This is a genomic window from Actinosynnema sp. NPDC004786 (genome assembly GCF_053601135.1).
Genome location: NZ_JBSGBG010000026.1, coordinates 28,768 through 50,031, shown reverse-complemented (window position 1 = coordinate 50,031; position 21,264 = coordinate 28,768). Strand labels below are relative to the sequence as shown.

General features: G+C 73.9%; 12 protein-coding genes and 1 pseudogene. 10 read left to right on the top strand and 3 right to left on the bottom strand.

All coding sequences use genetic code 11. The features are described 5' to 3' along the window. Complete coding sequence (locus tag ACWEFJ_RS23040) at positions 1–9,054, bottom strand: DNRLRE domain-containing protein (protein ID WP_449714989.1); 9,054 nt, start codon at positions 9,052–9,054, stop codon at positions 1–3. Positions 9,055–9,245: 191 nt separating this feature from the next. Here ACWEFJ_RS23040 and ACWEFJ_RS23035 point away from each other — a divergent pair, with 191 nt between their 5' ends. The 5 genes from ACWEFJ_RS23035 to ACWEFJ_RS23015 all read left to right on the top strand — a co-directional run bounded on the left by ACWEFJ_RS23035 (position 9,246) and on the right by ACWEFJ_RS23015 (position 14,985). Then, entirely contained in the window at positions 9,246–11,210 is a 1,965-nt protein-coding gene (locus tag ACWEFJ_RS23035) for a tachylectin-related carbohydrate-binding protein (RefSeq protein WP_449714988.1), read from the top strand. 342 nt (positions 11,211–11,552) lie between these two features. Further along, the gene (locus ACWEFJ_RS23030) at positions 11,553–12,854 is read left to right on the top strand and encodes an ABC transporter substrate-binding protein (RefSeq protein ID WP_449714987.1); all 1,302 of its coding nucleotides are present in this window, start codon (positions 11,553–11,555) and stop codon (positions 12,852–12,854) included. Next, a complete protein-coding gene (locus tag ACWEFJ_RS23025; RefSeq protein ID WP_378088697.1) occupies positions 12,851–13,834 on the top strand; it encodes a carbohydrate ABC transporter permease in 984 nt (327 codons plus the stop codon). The genes ACWEFJ_RS23030 and ACWEFJ_RS23025 overlap by 4 nt, the downstream gene beginning before the upstream one ends. Further along, entirely contained in the window at positions 13,831–14,688 is an 858-nt protein-coding gene (locus ACWEFJ_RS23020) for a carbohydrate ABC transporter permease (RefSeq protein WP_378088699.1), read from the top strand. Before ACWEFJ_RS23025 ends, ACWEFJ_RS23020 begins: the two co-directional genes overlap by 4 nt. 102 nt (positions 14,689–14,790) lie before the next feature. Further along, positions 14,791–14,985, top strand: coding sequence for a hypothetical protein (locus tag ACWEFJ_RS23015; RefSeq protein ID WP_449714986.1), 195 nt, complete (start codon positions 14,791–14,793; stop codon positions 14,983–14,985). 64 nt (positions 14,986–15,049) lie between these two features. On the opposite strand, the gene ACWEFJ_RS23010 is transcribed toward ACWEFJ_RS23015, so the two are convergent. Then, positions 15,050–15,871, bottom strand: a complete 822-nt coding sequence (locus ACWEFJ_RS23010; protein ID WP_378088703.1) for a CPBP family intramembrane glutamic endopeptidase — start codon at positions 15,869–15,871, stop codon at positions 15,050–15,052. 285 nt (positions 15,872–16,156) lie between these two features. Between ACWEFJ_RS23010 and ACWEFJ_RS23005 the strand changes: the two genes are divergently transcribed. From ACWEFJ_RS23005 to ACWEFJ_RS22985, 5 genes and pseudogenes are all read left to right on the top strand, one after another. Beyond that, positions 16,157–16,705, top strand: coding sequence for a hypothetical protein (locus ACWEFJ_RS23005; RefSeq protein WP_449714985.1), 549 nt, complete (start codon positions 16,157–16,159; stop codon positions 16,703–16,705). After that, entirely contained in the window at positions 16,702–18,021 is a 1,320-nt protein-coding gene (locus ACWEFJ_RS23000) for an ATP-grasp domain-containing protein (RefSeq protein WP_449714984.1), read from the top strand. Before ACWEFJ_RS23005 ends, ACWEFJ_RS23000 begins: the two co-directional genes overlap by 4 nt. Beyond that, a complete protein-coding gene (locus tag ACWEFJ_RS22995) occupies positions 18,018–19,451 on the top strand; it encodes a pyridoxal phosphate-dependent decarboxylase family protein (RefSeq protein WP_449714983.1) in 1,434 nt (477 codons plus the stop codon). Before ACWEFJ_RS23000 ends, ACWEFJ_RS22995 begins: the two co-directional genes overlap by 4 nt. A 30-nt stretch (positions 19,452–19,481) precedes the next feature. Beyond that, positions 19,482–19,607, top strand: a pseudogene (locus ACWEFJ_RS22990) (DUF6851 domain-containing protein); the annotation flags it as partial. Between the two features lie 59 nt (positions 19,608–19,666). After that, positions 19,667–20,173 (top strand): hypothetical protein, encoded by a 507-nt coding sequence (locus tag ACWEFJ_RS22985; RefSeq protein WP_449714982.1) that lies wholly within the window; start codon positions 19,667–19,669, stop codon positions 20,171–20,173. Here the strand turns inward: ACWEFJ_RS22985 and ACWEFJ_RS22980 are convergent. Continuing rightward, a complete protein-coding gene (locus ACWEFJ_RS22980; protein ID WP_449714981.1) occupies positions 20,164–21,198 on the bottom strand; it encodes a family 43 glycosylhydrolase in 1,035 nt (344 codons plus the stop codon). The two genes, ACWEFJ_RS22985 and ACWEFJ_RS22980, sit on opposite strands and share 10 nt — an antisense overlap. Positions 21,199–21,264: the final 66 nt, after the last annotated feature.

Here is a 21,264-nt window from a genome sequence, read left to right as displayed (position 1 = left end):
CTAGAAATCATCCACGATGCCGATGTACTCGCCCGAGCGGGAGTCCTCGCCCTTGCGGACGCCGTAGACGTTGCCCGCGCGGTCCACGTACAGGTCGTACTGCGCGCCGTGCTCGCCGAACACCTCGTACTTCTCCTTGTGCGGGTCGATGCCGTGGCGCTTGAACCACTTGTCGTCCCGCTTCTTCGGCACGCCCACCGGCTCGGGCGTGCCGTCCGGCCGCTTCTCGTAGCCGGAGTCGCCGTCGAACATCCCGCCCAGGCTCTGCTGGAACTGCGCGCCGCCACCGAGGACCAGGCCACCGCCGACGGCCACGCCGGAGAGGCCGAGCGCCCCGGCGGCGAGCCCCGGCGGGCACAGCACCCCCGTGCCGCACGACACGGGCGCGAGCACCAGCGGGGCGCTCAGCGACACGAGGCCCGCGCCGCCGACGACCGCTCCCGCGCCGAACAGCATGCCGCCGATGTCGTCGGTGTGCGCGTCCAGGTAGTGCTCGACGTCGGACAACGCCTTGTCGGCTTCGAACACGAGGTCGTCGCCCGCGTCGCACGCGCTCTGGAGCCAGTCCCAGCACCCGCCGCCGGTCAGCCACGTCGGCGACCGCAGCGACGCGGACACGTTCTGGACGACCGACCCGTTCTGCTCCAGCAGGTTCGCGTAGACCGCCGCGTACGCGTCGTTCACGTCGTCCACCGGGTTCGCGAAGTCGCCGGCCACCTGGGACGGGAGGTTCGGCGAGGACGACACCGGCGGGGTGCTGTCGGTGCCGTAGAGCGGCTGGGTCAGCGCCTCGGGCACGGGCAGCGGGTTGGCGCGGCCGAACTCCCTGGCCCGCTCGCGGGCGATGTCGGTCGGGCTCGGGCCGTTGCCCTTGCCGTTGCCCCTGCCGGTGCCGGAGTTCCTGCCGTTCGAGGGATCGCCCTTGCCGAAACCGGTGCCCTGGCCGGTGTGGTCGCCCTTGCCGCCGTCGCGCTCCGTGGGCGGCGGCGGGGTCGAGGAGTCCGACCCGCCACCGCAGAGGACGGGGAACAGGCCGCAGAACAGGTCGTCGAGGTTGTCGAACCAGCCGTCGCCGAAGTCGCCGTCCGGCCGGGGCCCGCACAGGCACCAGTCGTCCGGCAGGTGGCCGCTCGGGTCGGAGTGGTCCAGCGGCGAGCCGAGGCCGTAGGCGTAGCGGTTGGCCATGCCGGACGGCGTGCCGGGCAGCGGGTAGTCGTCGCGCGACGCGAAGCCGCCGCTGCCGGGGTCGTACCACCGGGCCGTCATGTTGACCCGCCCGGTGTCCGGGTCGGTCCAGTCGCCCTGGAAGCCGATGGACCGCTTGACCCCCGTCGTCCCCACCACGCGGCCGAACGGGTCGAACGTCGCCGTGTCCGCGGGCGCGGTCAGGTCGCCGGCCGGGTCCAGGGTCGCGGTGAGGTCGCCGTGCGCGTCGGTCACGGCCAGGCGTGCGACGCCGTCGCGGCCGAGCGCGAGCAGCTGGTCGCCCGCGCCGCGCGAGTACGTGGAGGAGCCGTCCGCGACCAGCTCGTTGGACCGGCCGCCGTAGGTGAGGACCTGGCCGTCGCGGGTGGCGACGCGGTCCAGGCCGTCGTAGGCGTAGGTCCGCGCGCCGTCCTTCGTCATGCGGTCGAAGGCGTCGAAGGCGACGTCGTCGCCGGCCCTCGTGCCGCGGGCGGTGTGGGCGACGGCCCGCCCGCCCTCGGTGAGCAGGCGGTTGCGCTCGTCGTAGGTGGAGACCTGGTCGCCCGCCCGCGTGCGGTTGCCCGCCGCGTCCCACTCGTAGGCGACCGTGCCCGCGGGCGAGGTCCACGACGTGAGCCGGTCCGCGTGGTCGTAGCCGTAGGTGTTGGCCCCGGCCGGGGTGGTCTTGGCGGTCAGCCTGTTCTTCTTGTCGTAGCCGTAGGTGGTCCGGCCGCCGGCGACGGTGTCGGACGCGAGCCGGCCCGCGTCGTCGTAGCCGAAGACCCGTTCCCGGCCGCCGCCGTAGCCGACCTTCTCCAGCTGGCCCGCGGCGTTGTAGCCGTAGGTCTGCGTCAGGCCGGTCAGGCCGTCGGTGACGGTGGCGGGACGTCCCCTGTCGTACGTCGTCACGGTGGCGCCGGACGCGTCGGTGCGGGAGGTCGGGTTGCCGTCGGCGTCGTACTGGCGGGTCGACGCGCCGGCGGGGCCGGTCGCGCCGATCAGCGAGCCGCGGTCGTTGTAGGCGTAGGTGTTCTCGCCGCCCACGCCCTGCACGCCGATCAGGCGGTCGAGCACGTCGTAGCGGAACACGCGGTCGGTGGTGGACGCCTCCGCGCCCGCGCCGGTCTCCCGGGTCAGCCTGCCCAGCGCGTCGAACTCGCGCGTCCGGGTGACACCGCCGGGCAAGCGCAGGCCGACCGCGTCACCGGCCGCGTTGTACGTCGTGGTCCACGTGCGGTCCGCGGCGTCCGGGTGGGCCGCCGTGGCGGGCTCCACCTCGGACTCCGGCAGCCCCAGCGCGTTCACGGCGTAGGCGGTGGTGTGGCCGCGGCCGTCGGTGAACCGGGTCACGTGGCCCGCCGCGTCGTACCCGAACGTCGTGGTCGTGGTCTGCCCGTCGGCGACGGGCTCGACCTGGCGGACGAGGCGGCCCAGCGCGTCGTAGGCGTAGGTGGTCCGCTTGTCCAGCGGGTCGGTGGCGGTGGTGAGGTTGCCGTCGGCGTCGTAGCCGAACGTGGCGCGGCCGATCAGCGCGCCGCTCGCGCCGAGCCGCCGGGCGGACGTGAGCCTGCCCGCGGTGTCGTAGCCCGCCCGCGACGTGCGACCGAGCGCGTCGGAGGCGCGGACGAGCCGTCCGCCGAGGTCGTAGCCGTAGTGCGTGGTCACGCCCGCCGCCGAGGTCGCGCGGACCACCTGGCCCACGGCGTCGTGCTCGAACGTCCTGGTGTTGCCGCCCGGAGAGGTGATCCGGGTGACGCGGCCCGCGTCGTCGTACTCGTAGCCGGTGGTCAGCGTGGTGGCCGGGTAGCGCTCCAGCACGGTGGCGGTGGTCATCCGACCGAAGCCGTCGTAGGTGGACTCGGTGCGCCCGCCCGAGGGGTCCGAGGCGGACAGCACCTCGCCGGCGCGGGTGTAGGTGTAGCGCCAGGAGCCGGCGGGCTCGGTCGGCGCGTCGGGCCTCGGCACCGTCTCCTCGACCAGCCGGCCGAGCTGGTCGTAGCGGTAGTCGACGACCGCCCCGCGGGCGTCGGTGGTGCGGACGACGTTGCCCAGCGCGTCGTAGGCCGTCTCGTCGGTGGCGGTGACCGGCGTGGTCCGGCCCGGCGGGGTGTAGGCGGGTCCGTGCGCGCGGACCACGCGGCCCAGGCGGTCGACCTCGAACCGGGTGACCGAGCCGTTCGCGTCGCGTTCGCCGGTGACCTGCCCGAACGCGTTGTAGCCGGTCCTGGTCTCCGGCCGGGTGACCGCGGGCGCGCCGCCGCCGGACTCCACCTCGACCGGGGGGAGCCGGACGACGGTCGGCCGGCCGGCCGCGTCGTAGGCGTAGGACGTCGTGTGCGCGGCCGGGTCGGCCCCGGGCTCGTTGCCGCGGGGCGGGGTCACGGACGTGACCAGGCCGCGCTGGTCGTAGCCGAACGTCGTGACCAGGGACGTGGTGCCGAGGCGGGTGGCCTCGGCGGTGCGGCGGCCCGCCGGGTCGTAGGTGTAGTCGACCACCTCGGCCGCGCTCGCGACGCCGCCGGTGTTGGACTCGTCGCCGGTCCGGGTGACGCGCTTGACGTTGCCGTTGCGGTCGTAGTCCACGCCCGTGCGCCGCTTGAGCCCGGCGGGGTCGTCGGTGGCGGCGGTGCGGCGGCCCACCGCGTCGTGCTCGTAGGTGGTCACCCGGCCGCCGGCCAGCACCTGCTCGGTGAGGTTGCCCGCGGCGTCGTAGGTGTTGCGCTCGACCTCGACCTGCGGCTTCGTGCCGCCGGCCGGGGCGTAGCCGAGGAACTTCCGGGACCGCAGCAGGTCGTCGTCGTAGTACTCGCGGACCTCGGTGCGCCGCATCGCGTCGGTGCTGCGCACCAGCCTGCCCGCGCCGTCGTAGGAGTGGGTCGCGAGCACCAGGTAGCCGTGCGGCATCGGCGGCGCGCCCTCGGGGTCGCCCTGCCAGCCGCGCAGGCGGACCTCGGAGAGGGCGTTGCGGGCGGTGTACGCGAACTCGTAGCGCACGCCGTTGGCGTTGACGGTCCAGGTGCGGTTGCCGAAGGCGTCGTAGCCGTGGCTGGTCTCACCGCCCAGCGGGTCGGTGACGCGCTCGGGCCGGCCGTGCCGGTCGTAGGAGGTGGTGACGACGCGCGGCTCGTCGCCGCCGGTCAGGTCGCTGGTCTCGACCCGGACCCGGCGTCCGTCGGCGTCGTACTCCACGTCGGTGCGCACGGTGTGGGTGACGCCGGTGATCGCGTCGACCGTCGGCGGCTCGGTCACGCGGACCGGGCGCGACCGGGTGTCGTAGGCGTAAGCGGTGGTCAGGCCCTGCGGGTGGGAGTCGGAGAAGACCGTGGTGGTGAGCCGGCGGCCCAGGGCGTCGTAGGTGTGCACGGTCCGCAGGCCGGCGGGCGTCCGCACCTCGGCCAGGTCGCCGGTCCGGTAGTAGGAGTACCGGGTCTCGCCGCCCTCGGCGTCGCGGCTGAGCTTCACCAGGCCCGCGGGCTGGTTGCCGCCCGCGAACCCGGGCTCGTTGCCGTCGGTGTAGGCGTGGGTGACCACGCCGCCGTCGGGGGTGGTCTGCGACAGCAGGTTGCCGCGCGTGTCGTAGGCGTAGGAGGTGCGGTAGCGGTTGTCGGTCGGGCCGGACGAGCGGGCGTCGCGGTGCTCCAGCAGCCGGTCGTTGCGCGGGTCGGTCGCGTCGGCCGGGTTCACGTGGTAGCCGTAGCGCGCGGTCTGGCAGTTGGAGATGCCGCGGCAGGTGGTGCGCGCCGTGACGTTGCCGCGCTCGTCGTGCGCCAGCACGACCTGCCGGCCGGTCTCGTCGGTGACGGTGGTCCGGAAGCCGGACTCGTCGTAGCCGAACGTGCGCACGCCCTGGAACTCGACGTCGACGAACCCGCCGCCGCCCCCGATCGGCACGTCGCAGAAGCTGCCGCCGGGCACCGGCGCGCACGTGGTGGGCGTCGTGGTGGGCGCGTCCGGGTCGGGCGGCGTGTCCTCGGCGCGGGTCGAGACGCCCAGCGGGGAGAGCTGCCGCAGCACGCGCCCGCGCAGCGGGTCGAAGTCGTAGAAGTGGTTGCGGTTCGCCGGGTCGGTCACCCGGACGGTGCGGACCAGGTTGACGCCTTCGCCGGTGATGACCGGCGTGCCGAACCTCCAGGTGCCGCCGTCGCCGTCGAGGTACTCGGTCACGCGGTCCTGCACGGTGTCGTAGCGCAGTCGGGCCGCGACGCGCCCGGTGGGCAGGGTGACCTCGGCGACCTGGTCGGCGGCGGCGCGGGCGGCGTGGTGCGCCCCGACCTGGTTCGCGCCGAGCGGGTGGGCGTAGACGGCGACCTCGTCCACGTCGCCCTCGAAGAACCACGTCCGCCGGTCGCCCCACGCGGGCCAGTCCACCGCCGGGTTGACCGAGATGCCCGCCCCGACCTGGCCGTGCGCCAGGACCTCGTTGTCCACCACGCCGGCGAGCTCGCCCACTTTCGCGCCGTCCACGAACAGCGCCTGGGAGGCCACCGAGGCCGACAGCACCACGTGGTGCCACCGGCCGTCGTTGACCGCCGACCCCGTGGTGATCGGCGGCGACTGGGCGGCGCCGTCGGTCCGGAACCGGCCGCGCAGCCGGCCGTCCGTCCCGACGTACAGGACGGGCGCGGTGGCGGTGTGGCCGGTCTGGTCGAACGGCTTGTCCTGGAACGCCAGCAGCGGACCGGACTTCGTGGTCCGGAACCACAGTTCCACGGCGGCGTTGCGGTTCTTGCCGATCGCGTGGTCGGGCAGGGTGAGGCGGGACCCGACCCCGTCGAAGCCCGCGGCCGCGTCGGCGGACCCGGCGAGCGCGCCGGGACGCCCCCGCTGCACGGCGACGTACGTGCCGAAGTCCTTGGCGAGGTTGACGCCGACCTGGCTCGCGGCCTTGTCGCCGGTGTCGCCCAGCGGCCAGTACGACTCGGGCCTGCTGTCGAGCACGGCGCTGCGGTAGTGCGAGCCGGTCGTGTGCCCGTAGGTGGCGCACCCGTCCTCCGGGTCGCACACCCGGGTGAGCTTGTCACCGTCGTAGGTGTAGCGCCAGGTCGGCGTCACGCCGTCGACCGGGTTGGTGGCGACGGCGGTGACGTGCGCGCCGGTCCAGGTGAAGGTCAGGTGACGGCCGGTGAGCGGGCTGCGGGCCTGGCTCAGCCGGCCCGCGGTGTCGTAGGTCAGCTCGACCGCGCGCAGGGCGTTGTCGGTGACGCGGGCGAGCCTGCCGTCGGCGCGGAAGTAGTAGCCGGTGGCGTTCTTGTCGACCAGCGTCCAGCCGCGGTCGGCGTTGCGGAACAGCGTGGCGAACCGGCCGGGCGGCGGGGCGTAGGTGCCGTCGCCGTGGTGGCCGAAGCGGACCTGCCCGCCGTCCGGGTAGGTGATCACCACGTTGCCCGTGCCGTCCTGGTCCTCGACGGCGCGCATGTCGAACTGGGTGGTCCACCCGGCGCCGAAGAGCAGGTCGCGGCGCGGGTCGAGGCTGTTGTAGGTCCGGGTGACGGTCAGCGGCGGCCCGGTCGTGCCCACCGAGGCGTCGATGGCGCTGGTGCGGTAGTTGGCGACCTGGGCGTCCACGTCGCCCGCCTTGCCGCTGTACGGGGAGTTGCCGAGGTGCGCGGTGATCTCGGGCTGCGGCACGGCGGTCAGCAGCGCGCTGCCCTGCACCGGCGCGCTCTCCGCGCCGCCCGAGTCCTTGACGTAGGCGTTCCACAGGTAGGTCTTGCTCCACCGCAGCGCGCCGGCGGGGACCGTCCACGACGGATCGTCGTGGTAGCCGGAGTCGGTGCACGCGGTCGGGTTCGCCTTGTCGCACACCACGAACCGGTGCTGGAGCCCCGCGCCGCCGTTGTCGACGTCCAGGCCGTTGGCCCACAACGTCGGGGTGAGCGTGGGCGCGGAGTAGCCGTTGGGCGGGTACTGGGCGCGCAGCACCGGCGGCACGTTCTTCATCTCCAGCACCAGCACCGCGGGTGGCACCTGCTCGTCCACGAAGTACGCGTGGCCCTTGCGGTGCATGCTGAACTCGAAGGTGTACCGGCCCCAGTCGGCGGGCGGGGTGATCGCCGCCTCCAGCGACACCGACTGCCCGCGCCCGACGTCGTGCGGCAGCGCGGCGGAGTCGTTGACCTGCACCATGGGCGCGCCGTTGGCCGAGAACTGGCGGTAGGACAGCACGTACTCGCCGGGCGTCCACGTCGTCGCGCCGTTGTTGGTGACCGTGATGGCGACCTTGCCGGGTTGCCCGCCCTTGAGCAGCGCGGGCTGCGGCACCGGCCGGTCGATGCGGTACGCGGCGTCGTACGGGGAGTGCGTGATGAACAGGCGCGGCTTGTTCGCCGTGCCGTGGCCGTAGAACTTCTTCCACCCGTACTGGTCGCTCTCCGACGCGCGCACGGTCAGGCCGTAGTTGGCCTCCTGCCCGTTCACCCACCGCTGCACCAGGTCCCGGCCCGCCGCGCCGAGCGGGATGGCGGCGGTGGCCTGCGGGCAGTTCGACCACGTGGCGCCGGGCGCGATGTAGCCGTACGCGAACGAGGCGTTGTTCAGCTCGCCGCCGTAGGCGGGGCCGGGGAACGTGTGCCCGCTGCCGGCCGTCCACGGCACGGTCACGGGGTGCACCGTCACCGGGCGGGCGTTGCACGAGTACGAGTGGAAGTTGGTCAGGGCCAGCGACGCGCCGAAGACCTTGTGGTTGCGGAGGCTGTTCTCGATGCCGGGGAACGACAGGTAGCTCGCGGCGTGGATGGTCACGCCGCCGTCGCGGACCGTGCCGACGCGCAACTCCTGCCCGGCGGCGTTGCCGAAGTTCTGGTTGTCGCTCTGCCGCTGCACGTACATGCTCGCGGGCGACTCGGCCGTGGTCACGGTCGGGTCGACCAGGACCGGGTAGCGGCGCGCCGGGTCGGCCAGCCACGCGTCGTCCAGGCGCACCCGCAGCACGTCGCCGACCAGCTCGTAGCGCACGCCCGCGGAGTACGCGGGACCCGCCGGCCCGTCGTGCGAGTCCTCCATGTGCCCGGACGGGATCAGCGCGCGCCGCCGCCCTTCGGCGTCGACCAGCTCGATGCCCGCGTCCACCGCCTTGGCCGTGACCCCGTCGAGGTGCAGCGGGAAGTCGAAGCTGCGCGGGGTGGCCGCGGACCGCAGGACCAGGGTCTCCTTGACCGCGCCCGGTCCGAGGTCGAGCCGCAGGTCCACGTCGGGCCGCACGGACGGGTAGGTGACCCGGGACGCCTCGGCCACACCGGTGCGGCCGGCGGCCCCCGCGAGCGAGAACCCGAAGCCGAGGCCGTCGCCCAACGCCATCCGCACCAGCGGCGCGGCGTCGGCGGTGCGCGCCAGCCGCACGTCCACGCCGTCGGAGGCGTTGCGCCACCCCTCGTCGCCGACCGGCACCGCGGTCGGGTCGACCGGCGCCCACGACCCGTCGGGCGCGCGGTGGTGCAACGGGTCCTGGCTCACCTCGGTGGTTTCCGTGCCGTCGGCGTTGGCGTAGGTGCGCGACCGGTCCGTGCGGCGGTCGACCAGCTCGCGGCTGACGCCCTCCTCGAAGCCGCGGACCTCGCGGGGCGCGGCGTCGGCGACGCGCGCGTCGTTGGACTGCGGCCCGGGTTCGGGCTGTCCCCCGATCGGCGGGAACTGCGCCTGCAGCGACACCGGCTCGGCCTTGTTCACCGCCTGCCCGTCGACCGCGCCGGGGTCGTCGCCCCACTGCTGCGCCGGCCCGTGGCCCGGCAGCGCGGCGACCTCCGACCGCTGGCGTTGTTCGACGAACACGACCGCCAGGGCCGTGCCCACGGCGCCGAGGACGAGCGCGGCCACGAGGGCCAGGACGACGCCGCGACGGGACGCGCGCAGAGCAGCAAGACGTGGTCTCACCACGTGATCCTTCCCCCCGGACTACCCTGCCGACCCCGCGGACCGGCGGTGAACCGCGATCAGCATGGGCGCGTTTTCCGTTGCCCGGCAAGCTTTCGTCCCGCGGCGGGACAAAAGCTTGTGCCCGACGCGCGCACGCCGCATGCTCCGGCGCGGCAGCGACCCGGCTGCCCGGTCTCCTTGGGGGAGCGATGCGACACAGACCCGCGCGCCGGTTCGGCGGGCACTTCGCCGCCGTGCTGGCGCTGGCGGCCGCGGCGGGCGCCACGTCCGCCGTCACCTCGCCGGCCACCGCGGCGGCCGAGGACGCGATCCAGTGCGCCGCGAGCGCGTCCGTCTTCACCGCCGTCCCGGACGGCAGGCTCTTCCTGTGGCACCACGACGAACCCGAGACCGGCGCGCCGAGCTGGCGCGCCGGGTCGGAGCTGGGGACCGGCTGGGGCTCCGCCACCTGGGGCGGGCCGGACGGGCGGATCTACACCATCAGCGAGACCGGCGAGCTGCACCGGCGCCGGTGGCAGGGCACGTCGTGGGAGGGCGGCGGGCCCGGCGCCTACACCGTGATCGGGACCGGGTTCGCCACGTACCGCGCCCCGGCGTACCGCCCGAGGTTCACCGTGGACTCGCTCGGGCACTTCTACTACATCGACACCGGCGGCTTCCTGCGGTGGCGGGCCTACAACGAGACCACCGGCACGTCGGCCACCGCGATCCTCGACGCCGGGTGGAACGGCTACGACATGATCACCGCCGCGGGCAACGGGGTGATCTACGCGCGCTCCACCTCCGGGTTCCTCTACCGCTACGAGTACCACCACGGGTCGCAACGCCTGTCCGGCTCGACCATGGTGGGCAGCGGCGACTGGGGCGGGTTCACCAAGGTGTTCTCGCCCGGCGGTGACGTGCTGTACGCCGTGCGGCCCACGGGCCAGATGCTGTGGTACCGCTACAACCCGTCGACGCAGTCGCTGGTCGCCGGGTCGGGGCGCGAGGTCGCCAGTGGCGGCTGGGGCACCGACCCGGCCACCGTCGCCACCACCGACGCGTGCCGGTGGACCGCGGCGAACGACCCGCAACGCCCGTTCGTGCCGGTGGACCGGACCGCCGGGGCGGCGCTGGCCAAGACCTCCAACGGCTACCTGCAGTACGGGTACGTCGACAACGAGGGCCGGCTGGTGCACGGCGAGATCCGCGACCTGTACAACGTCGACCCCAACGGTTTCGCCGCGTTCCCGGGGTACGCGGGGTTCACCGGCAAGCCGTCGTACGCGGAGAACCAGGACGGGCAGCTCCGGCTCTACGCCCACGGCACGGACTCCGACACGCGCGGCGCGTTGCAGAGCGCGCCGGGCACGTGGACCGACATCGTGGACTTCCGGGGCCGCATGCGCACCGACCCGCAACTGGTGCGCACCGCCAACGACCTGGTGACGTTCGTGGCGCTGGACGCCAACGGCTACATCTGGACCCGGCCGCAGCGGGTGGTCAACGGCTCCATCCACGCGTGGCGCCGCAACACCTACCAGCGGCCGCTGCCGGTGGCGCCCGCCGGACCGCTGGCCGCCGTCGCGACGGGCACCACGATCCGGCTCACCGCGCTCGGCGTCGACGGCGTGAACTACACCTACTCCATCGCCGCCGAGCCGGTGGTGACCGCGATGGTCCCGCCGTCGCCGTGGGAGTCGCTCGGCAACCCGGCGGGCAGCCTGGCGGCGGCCGTGACCATGCCGAACGGCGACGTGCTGCGGTTCGTGCGCGGCGACGACGGCCAGGTCTGGACGAGGCGGACGGGCGCGGCCGCGTGGACCGTGCTGCCGGCCGCGCCGCTGCCGGGGATGGCCGCGGCGGGCGCGCCGAGCGCGATCATGGCGCCGAACGGCACGGTGCAGGTGGTCGTGCGCGGCACGGACGGCTTCGTCTACCGCACCGGGCAGGCCAACCCCGGCAGCGCCACCTGGCTGCCGTGGTCCGAGGTCACGCACTACGAGCACGAAACCGCGTCCGACCCGACGCTGTCCCTGGCGGCCGACACGTGGGTGATCGCCTTCCGCACCCCCGCGGGCGACCCGAAGCTGCGCCGCTTCGTGCCGGGTCTCACGACCCTCGCGGCGGGCGGCGGCGACTTCGTCGACGTGCCGCTGACCGTCCGCGGGTGACGGTGCGAGGGGTGGCGGGGAACGCCCGCCACCCCTCTCCCGGCAACGTCCACAAGCGACGGTCCACGGGGACGGGGCGGCTCCGGCCACCGCGTCGCCGGGCGTGCCGGACACCGGTCGGGTTCGTGGTCCGTCAACAGAGGCGAACAGAACCGATCGTTGAAGTGTGTTCGGCCGAAGTCTCGCCCCGTTCCTCCCCCGATCGGCCCCACCAGCCGATACCCAGTCGTTCCCGAGCCGGATCACAACCACTTCGGGCTTGACAGCCGGTGTGGTTCAGGACACATTATGGGCCGCTCTGTTGGGTCTTGTGTTCGGTCGTGTGCCACTCGGAGGAGCGACATGACAAGGTTCGACACACCGGCGTCCTTCCCGCTCCCGGGCCGGCGCACCCTGCTGAAGGCGATCGCCGCCGGCGCGGGCCTCGCCGTCCTCCCCGGCCTCTCCGCGTGCGGCGGGTCGGGAGGCGGGGCCGCGACCGACACCGTCACGTTCGGCAACAACCTCTCCGACCAGGTGCCGAAGGACGCCATCACGGCGGCGCTGCGGTCGTTCGAGGCGGAGTCCGGCCTCAAGGTCGCGATCAACACCAAGCAGCACGAGCAGTACCAGGAGCAGATCAACAACTACCTCCAGGGCAAGCCGGACGACGTGCTGGCCTGGTTCGCGGGCTACCGGATGCGGTTCTTCGCCGGCAAGGGGCTCACCGGCGACCTGTCCGACGTGTGGTCGAAGGTCGGCGGCGGCTACTCCGGCGCGCTCAAGGAGGCGTCCACCGGCTCGGACGGCAGGCAGTACCTCATCCCGTTCACCCAGTACCCGTGGGGCGTCTTCTACCGCAGGAGCGTCTGGCAGCAGCGCGGGTACGAGGTGCCCGGGACCCTGGACGAGCTGGTCGCCCTGGCCACCCGGATGAAGGCCGACGGCCTGGTGCCCATCGCGTTCGCGCAGAAGCAGGGCTGGCCCGGCATGGGCACGTTCGACCAGCTGAACTTCCGCCTCAACGGCTACCGGTTCCACGTCGACCTGATGGCGGGCAAGGAGGACTGGCAGGGCACGAAGGTGCGCGAGGTGTTCGACACCTGGAAGCGGCTGCTGCCGTTCCACCAGGAGAACGCGCTGGGCCGGGAGTGGCAGGAGGCCGCGCAGACCCTCCAGCAGGGCAAGGCGGGCATGGTGCTGCTCGGCTCGTTCGTCGCGCAGCAGTTCACCGGTCCCGAGCGGGACGACCTCGACTTCTTCCCCTACCCCGAGATCAACCCGGAGCACGGCCAGGACACGGTCGAGGCGCCGATCGACGGCTACCTCATGGCGCGCAAGCCCGCCAACGAGGCCGGCGCCAAGAGGCTGCTGGAGTACCTGTCGACGCCCGCCGCGCAGCTGGCGTACCTCAAGGCCGACCCGACGGCGGTCGCCACCTCCTCCGACGCCGACACGTCGGGCTACACCGCGTTGCAGCGCAAGGCGGCGCAGGTGATCAAGGACGCCGCGCACATCACGCAGTTCCTCGACCGCGACACCGACCCGCGCTTCGCCAGCGACGCGGCCACCAACGGGCTCAACGCGTTCATCCAGAACCCGGACGACCTCGACTCGATCCTCAAGGGCATGGCCGACCAGGCGAAGACGATCTTCACGGGGTGACCGCCGTGACCCAGGTGCGCGACCAGCCTCCCCGCCGCGCCGACCCCGGCCGGCCCCCTCCTCCCCCGCCGGCCCGCCGACCCCGGCGTCGCGCGACCGCGCTCGCGCCGCGCGACAAGCTCGTGCTCGGGCTCATGCTCGGCGTCCCGTCCCTGGTGCACCTCCTGTTCGTCTGGGTGCCCGCGCTCGGCTCGGTCGCCCTGTCGTTCAGCTCGTGGGACGGCATCGGCGGGTTCGCCGACATCGAGTGGGTCGGCTTCCGGAACTACGTCGACATCCTCACCCGGTACCCCCGGTTCTGGCCCGCGCTGCGGCACAACGTGGTCTGGCTGCTGTTCCTGCTCGTCGTGCCGACCGTCGCCGGGCTGCTGCTGGCCGTGCTGCTGGACCGCCGGCTGCGGTTCGGGCGGCTGTACCAGAGCGTGCTGTACCTGCCGATGGTGCTGTCGCTCGCCCTGGTCGGGTTCATCTGGCAGCTCGTCTACCAGCCGGAGCAGGGGCTGCTGAACCACCTGCTCGGCACGGCGTCCACCGACCCGGTGAACTGGCTGGGCGACCCGGACGTCAACCTGTACGCGGTGCTCGTCGCCGCCGGCTGGCGGCACACCGGGTACATCATGCTGCTGTACCTGGCGGGGCTGAAGGCGGTGGACCCGTCGTTGCGCGAAGCCGCCGCGCTGGACGGCGCGACCGCGTGGCAGACGTTCTTCCGGGTCACGTTCCCCGTCCTCAAGCCGGTCAACGTGGTCGTGCTCGTGGTGACCGTGATCGAAGGGCTGCGGGCGTTCGACATCGTGTACGTGATCAACAAGGGCCGCAACGGGCTGGAGCTGCTGTCCGTGCTCGTGACCGACAACATCATCGGCGAGTCGAGCCGGATCGGGTGGGGCTCCGCGCTCGCCGTGGTGCTGCTGCTCATCTCGCTCGGGTTCATCGTCACCTACCTGTTCCAGGTGTTCCGGGAGGAGGAGCGGGCATGACTTCGCGACCCGGGCGCATCGCCCTGCACGTGTTCCTGGCGCTGACCTGCCTGATGACGCTCGCGCCGCTGCTGTGGGCGCTCTACGCGTCCCTGCGCACCTACGACGACACCGCCCGCAACGGCTACTTCTCGTGGGCGGAGAGCCTGACCCTGGACAACTTCGCCAACGCCTGGACCCGGGCCGACCTGCCGCACTACTTCCTCAACACGCTGCTGGTGACCGTGCCCGCGCTGGTCCTGGTGCTGCTGCTCAGCTCCATGGTCGCCTACGGCGTCTCGCGGTTCAGCCTGCGGTTCAACCTCGCGCTGCTCATGCTGTTCACCGCGGGCAACCTGCTGCCGCAGCAGGTGATCGTCACCCCGCTGTACCGGATGTTCCTCCTGGTCGAGGTGCCCGAGTGGGTGTCGGGCTCCGGACTGCTGCTGGACTCCCGGCTCGGGCTGGTGCTGATCCACGTGGCGTTCCAGTCCGGGTTCTGCGTGTTCGTGCTGAGCAACTACATGAAGACCATCCCGCACGAGCTGGGCGAGGCGGCCCGGGTCGACGGCGCGGGCGTGTTCCGGCAGTACTGGCAGGTGATCCTCCCGCTGTGCCGCCCGGCCCTGGCCGCGTTGGCGACGCTCGAGTTCACCTGGATCTACAACGACTTCCTGTGGGCGCTGGTGCTGATCCAGACCGGCGACAAGATGCCGGTCACGTCGGCGTTGCAGAACCTCAAGGGCACGTTCTTCACCGACAACAACCTCGTGGCGGCGGGGTCGTTGCTGGTGGCGCTGCCGACGCTGGTCGTCTTCTTCGTGCTGCAACGGCAGTTCGTCGACGGGCTCACCCTCGGCTCCACGAAGGGCTGACACGCGTCGGCCCCCGAGGCTTCCGAACGGGCGATGCGCGGGCTCGCGGCCGGCCGTCACCGTGCCGACGAGGACTTCCGCTCGTCACCCCGGAGGAGAACCGTGCAGCTCCGACGTGCTTCACCCGGCGCGCTGCCGGCCGCGGCGGGCGTCGTCGCCCCGGCCGGCCCGGCCGCCGCCGCGCCGGCCCGGGACACCGGCCAGTCCACCGACATCATCTTCAACGGGAGCAACGCGACCCCGAACCCGGTGACCGTCGCCAACGTCACCCTCGACGACGTCCCCTGCACGTCCTGACCGGGCGGACCGCCGGGCGCAGGCGGAGCACCGCCCCGGTCGGGCCGGGCGGTCCGCGGGGACGTCACCCGGCGGCGACGGCCGCGAGGCGGCGGCGCGGGGGCACCAGGTTGCCGCGCCGCCGGGCGAGCCACAGGAACGCGGCCGTCACCACCACTCCCGCCAGCACCGAGTACGCGCTCGCCTCCGGCCCGAACCCGCCGCCGCCGAGCAGCAGCGGGCCGGAGGTCACGCCGTCCAGCAGCCCTTTCGGCGCGTCCGTGCCGGAGACGCTGGCGCCGAAGATGCCGCCCTGGGCGAAGTTCCAGCCGAAGTGCACGCCGATGGGCACCCACAGGGTGCGCGTCGCGGCGTAGGCGGCGGCCAGCATGAACCCGGCCTCCACGGCGATGGCGGTCGCGCTCCACAGCGTCGCGTGGTCGTTGAACAGGTGCGCCGCGCCGAACAGCGCCCCGGTGAGCAGGAGCGACGCCCACGTGCCGAGGCGCGGTTCGATGACGCGGAACAGGACGCCGCGGAACATCAGCTCCTCCACGACGACGGCGGCGGCGGTGAACCCGAGCAACGCCACCGCGCCCGCCGGCGAACCCCAGCCGAGCACCTCGTAGCCGCCCAGGAAGGCGATGTTCGCGATGACGGCGGCGAACATGCCGACGCCGATCAGCAGCCCGCGCCCGAACGCCGGGGCCGCTCCGCCGACCGCCACCTCGACCGGTGTCCGCCGCTCGGTGCGCCGCACCACCCACGCGTACGCCCACAGCGACAGCGCCGCCACGGCGAAGCCGGCCACCAGCGTGGCGGGCACGTTCCACCGCATCGCGGCGACGATCGCACTGCCGCCGAAAGCGACCAGCGCGACCACTCCGAGCTGGATCAACAGTCGCATGACCATTCCTTCACGAGATCCTTCGCGGCCCCGTGCGCCGCGGTGACACCGCAACGCTAGGGATCGGCGGGCCCGGAATCGTCACCACGCGGTGGACACTCGCGTGTAGCTCGCTCGGGGGACAAACCCGCCGGCGGCCCGGGGACCGGGGCCGGGCAAGTCGGCCGGGAGCGGATGGTCCGCGGTGTCGAGCAGCACCACCTGGTCGGGTGACATCGTCGGGGGAACGCCCCCGGAGCGGTTAGGCTGGCCCGCGCCATTCCGCCCGGCACGTGCTTCCCGGAGGTGGTCGCGACCGTGGGCCCGGACCCGTTGCGCCGCCGTTGCGCCGCCGTCGTGTGCGGTGTCGCCGTGCTGCTCGCGGTCGCGCCGGCCGCCGTCGCGGACCCCGAGCCCGCCACCGGTGTCGTCGCGTGCACGACGACCTCGACCTGGACGTACTCGCCGGGCGTCGTGCTGCTGCCGCGGCCGATCGTCACGCGGGTGCACGACCGGTACACCTCGTGCGCGTCGCCGGCCGACAGCGGCATCACGGGCGGTTCCGGCACGTTCACCGTCGAGCGCGACGCGGGCTGCCTGGAACCGGTCGCCGCCGTGCCCGAGACGCGGGTGATCACCTGGGACGACGGCCGGACCAGCACGTTCGACTACACGGTCACGGTCAGCTCGCTGCCCGGCCTCGACGTGGTGACCAAGACGGGCGCCATCACGGCGGGCGCGTTCGCGGGCCGCCCGGCGCAGGCCACCCAGGCCGCCCCGACGCTCGACCTCCTGCAGTGCCTCGGGCAGGGCGTCCGGAGCCAGACCGCGCACGGCACGTTCGTCATCCTGTGACCCCGACCGCCCCGGTGGAACTCGCGGGTGTCGCGGCGGGGGCGGCGGCCCGGCTGCGCGACCTCGTTCCCGAGCTGTGGTGGCACGACCGCTCGCCGTTCCTGGGCGACTCGGCCCGCGCCGCCCTGCCGTGGCTGCGGTACGAGCACCGGGACCACCGCGCGGAGGCCGCCGCCGGGTCGCCCGCCCCACCGGCCCTGGCGCGGTCCGTGCCCGCCGGGCGGGCCGGGATCAGCTTCGCCCCCGAGGACGGCGCGGGCGCACGCGCCTGGGCGGCCGACCGCGGCCTGCGGCTGCTCGCGCCGGCCGGGGCCGCGGTGGCGGTCGCCGCGGACAAGGTCGACGCGCTGGGGTTGTTCCGGCGCGCCGGCGTGGCCGTGCCGACGCCCAGGGTGGTGCTGGCCGATCCCGACGACGCGGACTCCTGCTGGGCGGCGGGCGGTGGCCGCCCGGTCGTGGTGCAGCGGCGGGCCAACAACCTCACCGGCAAGGGCACCCGGCTGGTGACCGACCGGGCCGGGCTGCGCGCGGTGCTGGCCGGGTGGCGGGGCGAGCGGCTGCGGGTGTCGGCGTACGTGCCCGGGATCCCGCTGACCGTGAGCGGGTGCGTCACCGGCGGCGCGACCGCGGCGTCCGCGCTGTCGCACCAGTTGGTCGGCCTGCCCGAGCTGACCCCGTACTGGGGCGCGCACTGCGGCAACCAGCTGGTGGCCGACGACGAGCTGCCCGCCGGTGTCGCCGCGGCGTGCCGGAGCGCCTGCGAACGGGTCGGCGACCGGCTCCGCGACCTGGGTTTCCGCGGCGCGTTCGGCCTCGACCTCGTGGCGACCGGCGCCGGCGCGGTCTTCGCCGTCGAGATCAACCCCCGGTTCCAGACCGTGGTGTCGCTCGTGCAGGCGCAGGAGGAGGCCGCGGGGCTGCTGCCCATGCTCGGCGCGCACGCCCTCGCCTCGCTGCTGCCGTCCGTGCCCGTGCGGCGGGTCCGCGCCGCGTGCCTGGCGCTGAGCCAGCTCGTCGTGCCCGCCACCGACCACGGCGTCCTCCACGCGATCCCGGAGTCGGGCGGCTACCGGCTCGACGCGGGGCGGCTGCGGCCGCTCGGCCGGCGCCGGCTCACCGACCTGCGCCCCGGCGAGGCGTTGCTGTGGCGGCACGCCCGGCCCGGCGACCCGGTGCGCCCGGGCGAGGAACTGGTGCTCGTCCAACTGCCCCACCGCGTGGCCGCGGTCGGCGAGCGGCCCCCGCTCGACCCCGACGCGCTGGCCTGGGTCCACGCGGTCCGCCGGGCCACGACCCTCGGAGGACGACCGCGGTGACCACCCCCGCCCCGCACGAGCTGGCCCTCACCCGCGAGCACATGCGCGCCCTCGGCCACCGGGTGGTGGACCTCGTGGTGGACCACCTGTCCGGGCAACGGGACCGGCCCGTGCGCCGGCCGGCGGACCGCGCGGACGTCGGACGCCTGCTGGCCGAGGCGATCCCGGAGGACCCGGCGGACCCGGCCGGGCTCCTCGACCTCCTCGCCGCCGAGGTGCTGCCCCGGTCGCTGGACCTCGGGCACCCCGGCTGCTTCGCGTTCATCCCGAGCGCCAACAACTTCCTCGGCGTCCTGGGCGACTTCCTCGCCTCCGGGTTCAACGTCTCGCCCGGCGCGTGGTTCGTCGGCGCGGGGGCGTCGGCCGTCGAGCAGGTCACCGCCCGGTGGCTCGCCGAGCTGCTCGGGATGCCGGCGGGCAGCGGCGGCGCCTTCACCCCCGGTGGGACGGTGGCCAACCTGACGGCCATCGCCGCGGCCCGGCACGACCGGCTCGGCGACGACGCCGCCGGCGCGGTCCTCTACTGTTCCGACCAGACCCACCCGGCGGTGCTGCGCGCCGGTCACGTGCTGGGCCTCGGAGACGGGCTGCGGGTGCTGCCCACCGTCGACCACCGCCTCGACCCGGACCTGGTGCGGCGGGAGGTCGAGGCCGACCGGCGGGCCGGCCGCCGGCCGTTCCTGGTGCTGGCCAACGCGGGCACCACCGGCGCCGGCGCCATCGACCCGCTGCCCGAGCTGGCCCGCCTGTGCCGGGAGCACGGGCTCTGGCTGCACGTCGACGGCGCGCACGGCGCGGCGGCCGCGCTGACCGCACGGGGGCGCGTCGCCCTGGCCGGGCTGGCCGAGGCCGACTCGATCGTGATCGACCCGCACAAGTGGCTGTTCCAGCCCTACGAGATCGGCTGCCTGCTGGTGCGGGACCCGGCCGCGCTGCGCCGGGCGTTCGCGCTGGACCGGTTCCGCGCGCGGGCCGGCTACCTCGACCTCGCCCGGCCCGCGCCCGGGGAGGCGGACCTGTCCGACCACGGCGTGCAGTTCACGACGGAGGCCCGCGCGCTCAAGCTGTGGCTGTCGTTCAAGGGCTTCGGGGTCGCCGCGTTCCGCGCGGCCGTCGACCACGGGCTGGACCTGGCCGAGCACGCCGCCGACCTCGTGGCGCGGCACGACGAGCTGGACCTGGTCGCGGGTCCCAGCCTGGGCATCGTCTGCCTCCGCTACCGGCCGCGCGCCGACCGCGCCACCGACCCGGACGCGGTCCAGACCAGGATCGCGGACACCGTCAACCGGGGCGACCGGTTCCTGATCGCCACGACCACCGTGAACGGGCTCCGCGCGCTGCGGCTGTGCACCGTCAACCCCCGCGCCACACCGGCCGACGTCACCCGCCTCCTGGACGACGTCGTGGCCGCGGGCCGCGACATCACGTGATCGCGATCCGGCACGGACACCGGGAAGCGACTGGGCATCGCGTCACGGCTCGGCCGCCGACCGGCGGCCGAGCGGAAGACCAACCGCGAACGCGACATCGCCATCACGCACGCGAGTCATCGCGTGCTCACCAGCCAACTCCCCCGGTTCCGCGAGCACTGGCGGGAGATGCTCGTCTCGGCCGGGCTCGACCCGGACGACGACAGCACCACAAGGTGCGCTACGACGCGCCCCGGCCGTTCACCGCGATCCGGCACCTCTACGGCGACCGCGACGTCACCGCGTGGGGCGGGCCCGGCCGGGGCACCGTCACCGACATCAAGGGCGACGAGTGGCGCAGCTACCTCGACACGGCCGACCACCCGGAGTACCCGTCCACCTCGGCCGCGTTCTGCGGCGCGTTCGCCCAGGCGGCCCGGCGGTTCACCGGTTCGGACGAGCTGGGCCTGTCGATCCGCGTCGCCCGGGGCGCGTCGGTGGTCGAGCCGGGCCTCACCCCGCGCGCCGACACCACGCTCGGCCCGTGGGAGACGCTGACCGAGTGGGAGGAGGCGTGCGCCCGGAGCAGGGTCCTGGGCGGGGTCCACTTCCGCTCCGCCGTCGAGGCGGGACGCGACCTGGGCAGGCGCGTGGGCGACCGCGCCTACGAGTTCCTCCGGCAGCACATCGACGGCACCGCGCCGCCACCGCCGGAGGCCGGGGAGCCGGTCGGTCAGGGGTAGTCCTCGACCCGCCACTCGTCGTGCCAGTCGAGCACCGGCAGGTCGCCGTCGAACCGGACGGGCAGCCAGACGTAGTCGGCGACGGACGTGTCGAAGCGCGCCCCGGCGAACGCCTCGTCGGCCTCGTCCGCCTCGCCCGCGAAGACCCGCCGGAACACGTCGGGCGCCTGCCGGGCGACCTCCGCCGGGACCCCGGGCAGCCACCGGTCGGCGAGCGCGATGTACAGGTCCTCCTTGCCGGGGTGCCGGAAGACCGAGCTGACCTGCGACCGGAACGACGTGCCCGTGGGGTCGCCGGGGTGCGGGTCGCCCAGCACGGTCCACGGCCCGTGGTAGGTGTCCGCCACGGCCACCTCCGAGCGGTTGGGGTAGTACCCGGTGGTGCCCGAGGTGACCAGGTAGTGCCGCCCGTCGCGGGTGAAGTGCGCCGGCGCCTCCCGCACGTCCGGCGGGCGGCGGCGCGGGAAGTGGGTCGAGTAGTACCCCGTCACGTCGGTGAGGTCGGCGGTGAGGTCGGCGCAGATCAGTTCACTGTGGACGCGCTCGAAGTAGTAGTACCCCTTGCCGTCGGGCGCGACGACCAGGTCGAAGTCGCCCGCGCTCATCCCGAGCGGGCGCAGGCCGGTGCGCACCACCTCGTACGGGCCCAGGACGTGGTCGGCGACGAGCACCGTCGCCGTCTGCACGTCGCCCATGGTCTTCAGCCAGCACACGAACCTGCCCGTGCGCTCGTCGCGGACGATGTGCGGCCGGTCGGTCGGCGCCGACGGGTGCAGGGCCGAGCGGACGTCGTCCTCGACGGGCGGGATGACGAGGCCCTCGTCGGTCCAGTTGTAGAGGTCCGTCGAGGAGTAGCACCGGACGCCCCAGTGCCAGATCCCGTTGCCGGGCCTGGTCTTCTCCTTGTTCTCGCCGTACCAGTAGAAGGTGCCGTCGAGGTGCAGGATCGAGCCGCCGTGCGCCTGGATCCGGTGGCCGGCGGTGTCCAACCACACCCGGCCCGGTCTGATCGAGGTGTGTGCCATCGGGTGTCCCGCGGTCGGTGTGGTGACGGCGTGCCGCTCCGGCGACGCGCGCCCGTGGCACCCTTC

Excerpts from the sequence above, each read along its gene's own strand:
- ACWEFJ_RS23030 (WP_449714987.1), top strand. The coding sequence starts at position 11,553 with ATGACAAGGTTCGACACACCGGCGTCCTTCCCGCTCCCGGGCCGGCGC.
- ACWEFJ_RS23020 (WP_378088699.1), top strand. The coding sequence starts at position 13,831 with ATGACTTCGCGACCCGGGCGCATCGCCCTGCACGTGTTCCTGGCGCTG.
- ACWEFJ_RS23010 (WP_378088703.1), bottom strand. The coding sequence starts at position 15,871 with ATGCGACTGTTGATCCAGCTCGGAGTGGTCGCGCTGGTCGCTTTCGGC.
- ACWEFJ_RS22980 (WP_449714981.1), bottom strand. The coding sequence starts at position 21,198 with ATGGCACACACCTCGATCAGACCGGGCCGGGTGTGGTTGGACACCGCC.
- ACWEFJ_RS23035 (WP_449714988.1), top strand. The coding sequence starts at position 9,246 with ATGCGACACAGACCCGCGCGCCGGTTCGGCGGGCACTTCGCCGCCGTG.